Annotated in this window: 7 protein-coding genes and 1 riboswitch; of the genes, 3 read left to right on the forward strand and 4 right to left on the reverse strand. The window is 68.6% G+C overall.

Annotated elements, in window-relative coordinates; genetic code table 11:
• Nucleotides 1-33: 33 nt before the first annotated feature.
• The 4 genes from EJ913_RS18960 to EJ913_RS18975 form a co-directional block, all read right to left on the reverse strand.
• Nucleotides 34-609, reverse strand: a complete 576-nt coding sequence (locus EJ913_RS18960; protein WP_127000712.1) for a manganese efflux pump MntP — start codon at nt 607-609, stop codon at nt 34-36.
• Nucleotides 610-666: 57 nt separating this feature from the next.
• A riboswitch (yybP-ykoY riboswitch) is annotated at nt 667-814 on the reverse strand.
• A 26-nt stretch (nt 815-840) separates the two neighbouring features.
• Entirely contained in the window at nt 841-2,175 is a 1,335-nt protein-coding gene (guaD, locus tag EJ913_RS18965) for a guanine deaminase (RefSeq protein WP_127000714.1), read from the reverse strand.
• A 22-nt stretch (nt 2,176-2,197) separates the two neighbouring features.
• A complete protein-coding gene (locus EJ913_RS18970; protein WP_127000716.1) occupies nt 2,198-3,400 on the reverse strand; it encodes a urate hydroxylase PuuD in 1,203 nt (400 codons plus the stop codon).
• Between the two features lie 137 nt (nt 3,401-3,537).
• Complete coding sequence (locus tag EJ913_RS18975; protein ID WP_185909844.1) at nt 3,538-5,310, reverse strand: tetratricopeptide repeat protein; 1,773 nt, start codon at nt 5,308-5,310, stop codon at nt 3,538-3,540.
• Nucleotides 5,311-5,505: 195 nt separating this feature from the next.
• Between EJ913_RS18975 and EJ913_RS18980 the strand changes: the two genes are divergently transcribed.
• The 3 genes from EJ913_RS18980 to EJ913_RS18990 are packed head-to-tail and all read left to right on the forward strand — an operon-like array spanning nt 5,506 to nt 10,555.
• Entirely contained in the window at nt 5,506-6,225 is a 720-nt protein-coding gene (locus EJ913_RS18980) for a TetR/AcrR family transcriptional regulator (RefSeq protein ID WP_127000720.1), read from the forward strand.
• Nucleotides 6,226-6,231: 6 nt separating this feature from the next.
• Nucleotides 6,232-7,467 carry an efflux RND transporter periplasmic adaptor subunit gene (locus tag EJ913_RS18985; RefSeq protein ID WP_238518913.1) on the forward strand — a complete coding sequence of 412 codons (1,236 nt, stop codon included), beginning with the start codon at nt 6,232-6,234 and terminating at the stop codon, nt 7,465-7,467.
• Between the two features lie 10 nt (nt 7,468-7,477).
• Complete coding sequence (locus EJ913_RS18990) at nt 7,478-10,555, forward strand: multidrug efflux RND transporter permease subunit (protein ID WP_127000722.1); 3,078 nt, start codon at nt 7,478-7,480, stop codon at nt 10,553-10,555.
• Nucleotides 10,556-10,814 lie beyond the last annotated feature (259 nt).

Below are 10,814 nucleotides of genomic sequence, written 5' to 3' on the forward strand. Positions count from 1 at the left end.
GGTTGGTTGCCGCCCCTTTGTCTCTCGTCCCGATCAGCCGATCGTGTGTTCGAGCAGGATCTTCGCGCCCAGCCCGATCAGCACCAGCCCGCCGGCCATTTCCGCCCAGCGGCCGAGCTTGGTGCCGGCGGCGCGCCCGATCAGGACGCCGCCGAAGGCGACGGCGAAGGTCACGGCGCCGATCAGCGCCGCCGTCGTCACCATGTCCACGTCGACCAGCGCCAGACCGGCGCCGACCGCCGCCGCGTCGATGCTGGTGGCGACCGCCGTGGTCATCAGCGCCAGCCATTCGCCGCGCGCCGAGCGGACCGGGCCGCAATCCTCGTCCGCCTCCTCGCCGTCCATGATGGCGTTGCGGAGCATCGCCCCGCCGACCGCCAGCAGCAGGCCGAAGGCGATCCAATGGTCCACCGCCTCGACCAGGCTGGCGAAGGCGATGCCGATGCCCCAGCCGATCAATGGCATGGCGCATTGGGCGACGCCGAAGGCCGCGCCGACGCGCACCGCTTCGGGCAGGCCCGGACGGCGCGAGCAGGCGCCGCGCCCCAAGGCGGCGGCGAAGGAATCCATGGAAAGGCTGAAGGCGAGCGCCAGGGAGGTCCCGATCATCGACATATCCTTGGCCAACCGGATTTCAGTGGATACAGACGGACTCCGGTTGGCGGGGAGATGTCTGTTCCACTGGTCTCGCCTGGCCGGTCCGAAGACCACTGTCCGTGCCATGGCGGTCCAGCCCGAAGGCCCAACCGTCCAAGTCTGTTGACACGAACCCCTCACCGATGCCGGAGGGTGGCTACTCCCCAATGACGCGCAAACACCTACAGGCGGTTGGGGTTAGGGTCAAGGATTTTGGCGCTCCTGCGCTTTTCTGCCGCGCAGGTAGGTCGCCGCGACCGCCCGGTCGTCACCGAGCGTCATCAGGATGAACAGCTCCTCCTCCAGATCGCCGCCCACCGTCTGCATGCGATGCCGCATGGCCGGGGTGGCGCGCGGGTCGAGCACCACCAGATCGGCCCAGCGGCCCGGCTCCAGCATCCCAATCTCGCTTTCCAACCCCAGCGCCGCCGCGTTGCCGCGCGTCATCAGGTCGAAGGCGGCCAGAGCGGACAGGTTCTGGCGGTTCAGCTGCAGCACCTTGTAGGCCTCCCCCGCCGTGCGCAGCATGGAGTAGCTGGTGCCGCCGCCGACGTCGGTCGCCAGCCCGATCCGCACCGGCCGGTCTTCCCGCGCCAAGGCCGCCCGATCGAACAGCCCGCTGCCGATGAACAGGTTGGAGGTCGGGCAGAAGACCGCGACCGACCCGCTGTCCGACAGGCGGAGCATCTCCTCCTCCGACAGGTGGATGCAATGGCCGAACAGCGAGGTCGGCCCCAGCAGACCGAAGCGGTCGTACACGTCGGTGTAGTCGCGGGCCGCCGGGAACAGGCGGCGGACGGTGGCGATCTCCTCGGCGTTCTCCGACAGGTGGGTCTGCATGTGGATGCCGGGATGCTCGCGCAGCAGGGCGCCCGCCGCCTCCAACTGCGCCTGGGTCGAGGTGATGGCGAAGCGCGGCGTCACCGCGTAGCGCTGCCGTCCGCGCCCGTGCCAGCGCTCGATCAGCGCTTTGCTGTCGGCGTAGCCGCTTTCCGCGCTGTCGGTCAGGGCGGCGGGGGCATGGCGGTCCATCATGACCTTGCCGGCGATCATGCCGGCGCCGCGCCGCTCGGCCTCCGCGAACAGGGCGTCCACCGATTGCGGGTGGACGGAGCCGTAGGCGACCGCCGTCGTCGTGCCGTTGCGCAGCAACTCGTCGAGGAAGAAGGCGGCGCCGGCCGCCGCGTGGGCCGGGTCGGCGTATTTCTGCTCCTCGACGAAGGTATATTTTTCCAGCCAATCGAGCAGCCGCGCGCCGTAGGACGCGATGACCTGGGTCTGGGGCAGGTGGATGTGGGTGTCGATGAAGCCGGGCAGGATCAGCCCGTCCGGGTGGTGGTCGACCGCCACGCCCTCGGGCAGTTGGCCGCACAGGTCGGCGTAATCGCCGACGGCGGCGATGCGGCCGTTCTCGACCAGGACCAGCCCGTCCGCGAGGTAGCGGTGGCTGCCGCCGTCGCCCGGCCCGGCCGGCGCGTGGCGGAAGCTGAGCAGACGGCCACGGATCGCGGTCACGGTCTTGTCGGAAGGGCTGGTCATCAGGCGGTCGGCTCCGTTGTCGTCAGCGCGCGGTGTCGCCCGACCATGCGGCCAGGATGGCGCGCTCGTCCGGTGTGATCTGCGTGACGTTGGCGGGGGGCATGGCGCGGCTCAGGCCGGCGTGCAAGCGGATTTCGGTGGCGTGGCGGCGGATCGCCGCTTCGCTGTCCAGCACCACCCCGCGCGGCGGCGTGGCGATGCCGTCCCACACCGGCTCGGCGGCGTGGCACATGCTGCAGCGGGACAGCACGATCTCCTCCACCTGGTTGAAGCTGACCTTGGTCGGCGGCGCGAGGGAGGCGGCGGAACCGGCGGGGAGGGCGGGGCCGAAGGCGCTGAGCCACACGGCGACCAGCATGCCGGCGACGGCGACGCCCCAGGTCCACCAGGGCGAGCCCTTGCCGGCGTGCTGGCTGTTGAAGAAGTGGCGGATCGCCGTGCCGACCACCAGAACCAGCGCGACCATCACCCAGTTGTAGCGGGTCGAGGTGACCAGCGGGTAATGGTTGGCGATCATCAGGAAGACCACCGGCAGGGTCAGGTAGTTGTTGTGCAGCGAGCGCTGCTTGGCCTGTCTGCCGAGCGACGGGTCGGGCGTCTCGCCGCGCAGCATGGCGGCGACGGTCTTGCGCTGGTTGGGGATGATGAGCAGGAAGACGTTGGCCGCCATCATGGTGGCCATCAGGGCGCCGATCTGCAGCATGGCGCCGCGCCCGCTGAAGATCCGCGTCATCGCCCAGGCCGTCGCCACCAGCAGGATGAAGCCCGCCACGGCGAGCGCCGCGTCGTTGCGGCCCAACGGCGACTTGCACATGCGGTCATAGGCGACCCATCCCAGCGCCAGCGCGCCGACGCTGACGGCGACGGCCTGCCAGGGCGCCAGCGCCATCACATCCTGGTCGATCAGGAACAGGTCGGCGCCCCGGTAGTACAGCACGCACATCAGGAAGAAGCCGCTGATCCAGGTGGCGTAGGATTCCCACTTGAACCAGGTCAGATCCTCCGGCAGCTGCGGCGGTGCGACCATGTATTTGGTCATGTGGTAGAAGCCGCCGCCGTGGATCTGCCACGCGTCGCCCGCCGTGCCGGCCGGCGCGCCCGCTCGGCGGCGCAGCGAGGCGTCGAGATGGATGAAGTAGAAGGACGATCCGATCCAGGCGATGGCGGTGATGACGTGAAGCCACCGCGCCACCGTGTTGATCCACTCCCACAGGATGGGTTCCATCGCTCTCTCGCTCTCCCCTTGGATCGGACATGGGTCCGCTCGTCGGTCCAGAGTAAGGCCGGAAGCGAGGCCGGGGAAACGGGCAGCCGCTTCCCAACAGCTTCAAAGAATGGCGAAGAATGGAAAGGGGAGGGCTTTCATCCTTCACGGGCGCGGCGTTCGGCGAGAGCGAGCAGATCCCGCCGCAGCCGTTCCACCGGCCCCGTCCAGTCGCCCGCCTCCGTCTGGCGGTAGAGGGTCGCGGTCGGGTACCAGGGCGAATCGGTCCGCGCCCGCAACCAGCGCCATTCCGCCCCCTGGTCGAGCAGCACGGCCAGCGGACGCCCCAGCGCGCCCGCCAGATGCGTGACCGACGTGCAGGGGCTGACCACCACGTCGAGTCCGGCGATGATGGCGGCGGTGTCGGCGAAATCCCTCACCTCCGCGCCCCAATCCACGAGAGACGGGACGGGGATGCCCTTCAGATCGTCCCGGCCCTGTCCGACCTGCAAGCCGACCGTCGTGGTCCCCGGAAGGCCGATCAGCGGCAGCACGGACCGCAGGCGCGGCGACCGCTGGGGGGCGTAGACCTGCACCGACCCCGCCCAGACGAGGCCGACCTTCAGCCCTGGCAATTCGGCCAGCCGGCCTGCCCAGCGCCGGCTCCGTTCCTCCGGCGGCACGAGGTAGGGCACCGTGGCTGGAACGCTGTCCAACTCGGTCCCCATCGCGTGGATCAGGCTCATCACGTCGATGTGGAGGTCGTGGACGGGCAGGGGGCCGTCGGCATCATGGATTTGATCCGCCACGCCGGAGGCACGGAACAGCTCTAGAAGGGTGCCGGGGCCATGGAAGACCACGCGCATGCCGGCGGCGCGCAGAGACGGCGCGTAGCGGATGAACTGAAAAGCGTCGCCCAACCCCCGGTCCGCGTGGACCAGCAGCGTCGCGCCCGGTCGGATCCGCCCGTCCCAGACCGGCCGGTCGAAGCGCCGGGGCGACTGGAAGGCGGGGAGTCGCAGCCGCCATTCGTAGGAGGCCGCGCCCTCCCGCAGACGCCCGTCCAGCATCCGCGCGGTGCCCAGCCCGACATGCGCCTCGGCCAGATCGGGCCGCAGGCGGATGGCGCGGCGAAAGGCCGCCTCGGTGTCGTCCGCGTGTTGGTTCAACCGGGCGAAACCGAAATTCGCCCAGGCTTCGGCACGGTCGGGCGTCAGCGCCATGGCCTTGCGCAGAACGGCCGCCGCCTCGCCATGCCGGCGGCGGTGGATCAGCGCCCCGCCGAGCGCGTCGAGAGCGGCGGCCTCGCCGGGCTGGAGGCGCAGAGCGGCCCGCGCCTCCCGCTCCGCCTCGTCCGGACGTCCGGCGTCGAGCAGGGCGTTGGCCAAGCCCGCGCGGGCGACCGCCGTGCCGCGCAGGACGGCCAAGCGGTGGAACGCGGACACGACCTCCCCGGCCGGTAGCCCCGCCTCCGGCTTGCGCCGCGCCTCGGCCATGTTGTTGATGGCGCGCCCATGGTCGGGCGTCAGCAGCAGCGCCAAGCGGTAGGCGGCTTCCGACGCCCGAGGCCCCCGCAGGCTCAGCCGCAAATCCGCCAGATCGCAGGCAAGATCGGTGGACAGCGCGCCGCGGCGGACCGCGTCCTCCAGCACCCGGACCGCGTCGGCCGGGCGGCCCAGCCGGCGCAGCGACTCGGCCCGGCTTCGCGGGTAGGCCGGGTTGCCGGGCGCGTGGGCCTCCGCGTGGCGGAAGGCGGCTTCGGCCCGCAACGCGTCCCCGGCGGTGATGCGGGCGACGCCGAGAATGTTCCACGCCTCGTCCCGCTCCGGCGCCAAAGCGACCGCCTGTTCCAGCCGGGCTTGCGCCTGGAACACGTCGCGCCGCTGCAACGCCGCCGCTCCGGCGTGCATCAGGTCGAGAACGGAAGCCACATCCAAATCCTTCGTCGCTGCACGGCAAGGGCGATGATCCCCGAGCATTTTGGCACGCAGTGGACGATTCCCCCATGGGATTCCATCCATGGGCCTTGTCCCCGTATGGTTGCGCTGGACAGAGTATCGCACCGGCGCTATACCGTCCCGGTAAAGTAAGTAAGCACTCACTTATTAGGATGGACCAACCCACGGATGGCACCCCGCCTCGACAGCGCCGCTCGCCGGAAGGCGATTCTCGACGCCGCCCTGCCGCTGTTCGCGCGCAAGGGCTTCGCCGCGACGACGACCAAGGAGATCGCGCAGGCCGCCGGCGTGTCCGAGGGACTGATCTTCAAGCATTTCCCGTCCAAGGTCTCGCTCTACGAGGCGATCGTCCTGACCTGCATCGACGAGGATCCGGACTACGCCCAACTGCTGACCCTGCCGCCGTCCACCGCCACGCTGGTGCGGATCGTCCAGGCGCTGGTCCTCTATTTCGTCATCGAGATGCCGGCCAGCGAGGAGGAGCGGGCGCGCCACCGACTCGCCCTCATCAGCCTGCTGGAGGACGGGGAGTTCCTGCGCCACGTCTACGATGGCCTGCGCGTGCGCTTCCTGCCGACCTTCACCGCCGCCTTCGACGCGGCGGCGGCGGCGGGCGATCTGGTCGCCGGGCCGGTGGAGGCCGAGAACGGGCTGTGGATGGCCGACCACCTGTGCACCACCATGGCGTGGGTCTGCCTGTCCGGCCAATCGGTCGTCCCTTACCCTTGCGGGCGGGAGGATCTGGCGCGCCAGACCATCTGGTTCATCCTGCGCGGCCTCGGCCTGCGCGACGACGTCATCGCCGCCCATGAACGGACTGCCCGTTTTCCCCATGTGCCCTTCGATCCGAATCCGTTATCCCAAACAGAACTTGACTATCCGGAGTAGCCGATCGTGACCCTGGACAACACTCCCAAGACCGAAACGTCGTTCGGCCATCCAGCGGCCGCTCCGGGCCACGGGCAGGTTCCGCCGCCGCCGCCCCGCCGCCCGGTCACCCGTGGCAAGCTGGTGTTCCGTCTCGTCATCGTCGTGGTGATCCTGGCCCTGCTGGGCGGGGCTCTCTACGGCTTCAACACCTTCCGGGCGAAGGCGATCTCCGACTTCTTCGCCAACAACAAGCCGCCGCCGACCCCGGTGGCGCTCGCCGAGGCGACGGTCCAGTCAGTGCCGAAATACCTCAGCGCCATCGGCACGATGGTCGCCGCCCGGCAGGTGACGGTGGCCCCCGAGTTGGCCGGCCGCGTCATGCAGATCCCGTTCGAATCGGGCGCGCGGGTCAAGGCCGGCGACCCGCTGGTGCAGTTGAACGACGCGACCGAACAGGCCGACCTGCTGGCGCTGCGCGCCCAGGCCCGTCTGGCCGAGCTGAACCTGGAACGCTACCGCGACCTGCGCCGCAGCCAGGCGACGCCGCAGAGCAACGTCGACCAGTACCAGGCCCAGCTCGACGAGAACAACGCCAACATCAAGCGCACCCTGGCGCTGATCGGGCAGAAGCTGATCAAGGCGCCCTTCGACGGCGACCTCGGCATCCGCCAGATCAACGTCGGCGACTACGTCAACACCGGCGCCACCCTGGTGACGCTGACCGACCTGTCGCAGCTCTACGTCAACTTCTCGCTGCCCGAACAGACGCTGACCAAGCTGTCGGTCGGGCAGAAGGTGCTGATCAACGCCGACGCCCATCCGGGCCGCGACTTCGAGGCGACGATCACCACCATCGAGCCGCAGGTCACCGCCGACACCCGCGCCATCAAGGTGCAGGCGACGCTGGACAACCGCGAGCGCGCCCTGCGTCCGGGCATGTTCGCCAACGTCCGCGTCGTGCTGCCGCCGCAGCCCAACACGCTGACCGTCCCGGAGACCGCGGTGGACTACACCGTCTACGGCGACAGCGTCTTCGTCGCGACCAACGAGAAGACCCAGGACGGCAAGGACCAGCTCACCGTCAAGCGCACGCCGGTCAAGGTCGGCGACCGCACGCAGAACCGGGTGGAGATCCGCGACGGGCTGAAGGCGGGCGACCGCGTGGTGGTCTCGGGCCAGTTGAAGCTGGCCAACGGCGCGGCGGTGGTCCCGGCGGAGACCAACCCGCTGACTCCGCCGCAGACCCTGCCGCAGAACTGAGGCCGGCCCCATGAACATCACCGACATCTTCATCCGCCGGCCGATCCTGTCCGTCGTGGTCAGCCTGCTGATCCTGCTGATCGGCCTGCGGGCGCTGCTGGAAATGCCGATCCGGCAGTACCCGCAGCTCCAGAACACGGTCATCACCGTGACCACCGCCTATCCCGGCGCCTCGCCCGACCTGATGCAGGGCTTCATCGCCACGCCGATCGAGCAGGCGGTGTCGTCGGCCGAGGGCATCGACTACCTGACCTCCTCCTCGACCCAGGGGCAGAGCGTCGTCACCGCCTACATCCGGCTGAACTTCGACCCCAACGTCGCGATGACCGACGTGATGGCGAAGGTCCAGCAGGTGAAGTACCAGCTTCCCCGCGAGGCCAACGACCCGGTCATCCTCAAATCGACCGGCGAGACGACCTCGATCCTCTACATGGGCTTCTCCAGCCCGGAGCTGTCCGGGGCGGCGATCTCCGACTACCTGACCCGCGTCGTCCAGCCCAACCTGTCGACGGTGGAGGGCGTGGCGCGCGCCCAGATCCTGGGCGGCCAGACCTTCGCCATGCGGCTGTGGCTGGATCCGGTGAAGATGGCGGCGCGCAACATCGCGCCGGCCGAGGTGTCGGCGGCCATCACGGCGAACAACTACCAGTCGGCGCCGGGCCAGACCAAGGGCGTCTTCGTCGTCACCAACATCACCGCCAACACCGGCCTGACCGACGTCGAGCAGTTCCGCGACATGGTGGTGAAGGCCAAGGACGGCGCGCTGGTCCGCCTGCGCGACATCGGCACCGTCGAGCTGGGCGCCCAGAGCTTCAACGCCAGCGTGGCGATGAACGGCCAGCAGGCCATCTTCATCGGCGTCGATTCGACGCCGACCGGCAACCCGCTGAACATCGTCGCCGACATCCGCAAGATGGAGCCGGAGCTGCGGCGCAACCTGCCGCCCAACATGGTGATGGAGATCGTCTACGACAGCACGCGCTTCATCCAATCCTCGATCGACGAGGTGGTGAAGACGCTGGTCGAGGCGGTCGCCATCGTCATCGTCGTCATCTTCCTGTTCCTGGGGTCCTTCCGGTCGGTGCTGATCCCGGTGGTGACGATCCCGCTCTCCATCGTCGGCGCCTGCACCTTCATGCTGGCGATGGGCTTCTCGCTGAACCTGCTGACCCTGCTGGCGATGGTGCTCGCCATCGGCCTCGTGGTGGACGACGCCATCGTCGTGGTGGAGAACGTCCATAGACACCTGGAGGAGGGGAAATCGCCCGTCGTCGCCGCCATCATCGGGGCGCGCGAGATCGTCGGGCCGGTCATCTCGATGACCATCACGCTGGCCGCCGTCTACGCCCCCATCGGTTTCCTTGGCGGGTTGACCGGCGCGCTGTTCCGCGAGTTCGCCTTCACGCTCGCCGCGTCGGTGATCGTGTCGGGGGTGGTGGCGCTGACCCTGTCGCCGATGATGTGCTCGGTCATCCTGAAGGGCACCGGCAGCCAGGGGCGCTTCGCGGCCTTCCTCGACCGCCAGTTCGACCGGCTGGCCGGCTGGTACATCCGCCGCCTGACCGGCATGCTGGACTACCGCGCCGCGACGCTGCTGTTCGCCTTCGGCATCCTGCTGAGCGTCGGCTACCTCTTCGCCAACACCATGTCGGAACTGGCGCCGGAGGAGGACCAGGGCATCCTCTTCGGCATCTCCAAGGGGCCGCAATCGGCCAACCTCGACTACATCGACAGCTTCGGCAAGCAGATCGACGAGACCTTCAAGTCCTTCCCGGAGACCGACACCCGCTTCGTGCTGACCGGCATGCCGACGCTCAACCAGGGCTTCGCCGGCATGATCCTGAAGCCGTGGGACGAGCGCACCCGCTCGGCCAAGGAACTCCAGCCGCTGGCCCAGGCGGAGCTGGGGAAGGTCACCGGCCTCAACGTCTTCCTAGTGTCGCCGCCGGCCCTGCCGGGCTCCACCGGCGGCCTGCCGGTGCAGATGGTGATCTCCAGCTCCGGCGACTACCGCACCATCTTCGACGCGATGGAGCGCATCAAGGAGGCCGCGAACAAGAGCGGCATGTTCATCGTCACCGACAGCGACCTGCAATACGACAGCCCGGTGATCCGGCTGAAGATCGACCGCGCCAAGGCGGCCGATCTGGGCCTGACCATGCAGTCGGTGGCCAACACGCTGGCGGTGCTGGTCGGCGGCAACTACGTCAACCGCTTCAACCTGAACGGCCGTTCCTACGAGGTCATTCCCCAGGTGCCGCGCGCCCAGCGCCTGACGCCGGAGGATCTGGCCCAGTTTTACGTTGCCACCGGCACCGGCGCGCAGGTTCCGCTGTCCACCGTGGTCTCTATCGAGACGGCGACCGAGCCGAACGCGCTGAACAAGTACAACCAGCTTCCCTCGGCCACCTTCTCGGCCGTGCCGATGCCGGGCGTCACCATCGGGCAGGCCGTGGACTTCCTGGAGGAGCAGGCGCGCGCCCAACTGCCGGCCGGCTTCAACCACTCCTACCTGTCGGAATCGCGGCAATACGTGACCGAGGGCAACCAGCTGATGGTGACCTTTGTCTTCGCGCTGATCGTGATCTATCTGGTGCTGGCGGCGCAGTTCGAATCGCTGCGCGATCCGCTGGTGATCCTGATCTCGGTGCCGATGTCAATCTGCGGGGCGCTGCTGCCGCTGTTCTTCGGCCTCTCGACCATGAACATCTACACCCAGGTCGGTCTCGTCACCCTGATCGGCCTGATCAGCAAGCACGGCATCCTGCTGGTGGAGTTCGCCCGTGAGATGCAGATCCACGAGGGCGTCGACCGCCGCACCGCCATCGAGCACGCCGCCCGCGTGCGCCTGCGTCCCATTCTGATGACGACGGCGGCGATGGTGGTGGGTCTGGTGCCGCTGCTGACCGCCGCCGGCGCCGGCGCGGCCAGCCGCTTCTCCATCGGTCTGGTGATCGTCGCCGGCATGCTGATCGGCACGCTGTTCACGCTGTTCGTCCTGCCGGCGGTCTACACGGTCCTCGCCAAGGACCACCACGCGGCCGCCAACTCCAAGCGCGCCGGGGAGATCGCCACGCTGTCGTCGTAAGAGGAACAACACGTATACAGAAAAGCTCTCCACCGCCCAGATAGGGCGGGGAGGGCTTTTTTGCTTATGCGACGTCGCATTGTCGTCGCTGTGCTGAGGGGCAGCAGCGCGCAGGCTGCCGGTCCGGCCTCCTCAGACGCTGATGGTGATCACCATACGCAAAGAGGATGGAGCCCACCCTCGAAAGATTCAAGCTGAAGTGCGACACGTGCTTTTATGATAGGTCTACAGTCCTTTTTTTGCGTAAGGTCGTCCCGGT

Origin of the sequence: Azospirillum doebereinerae (genome assembly GCF_003989665.1) — a bacterium.
In the GTDB taxonomy this organism is placed as follows: domain Bacteria; phylum Pseudomonadota; class Alphaproteobacteria; order Azospirillales; family Azospirillaceae; genus Azospirillum; species Azospirillum doebereinerae.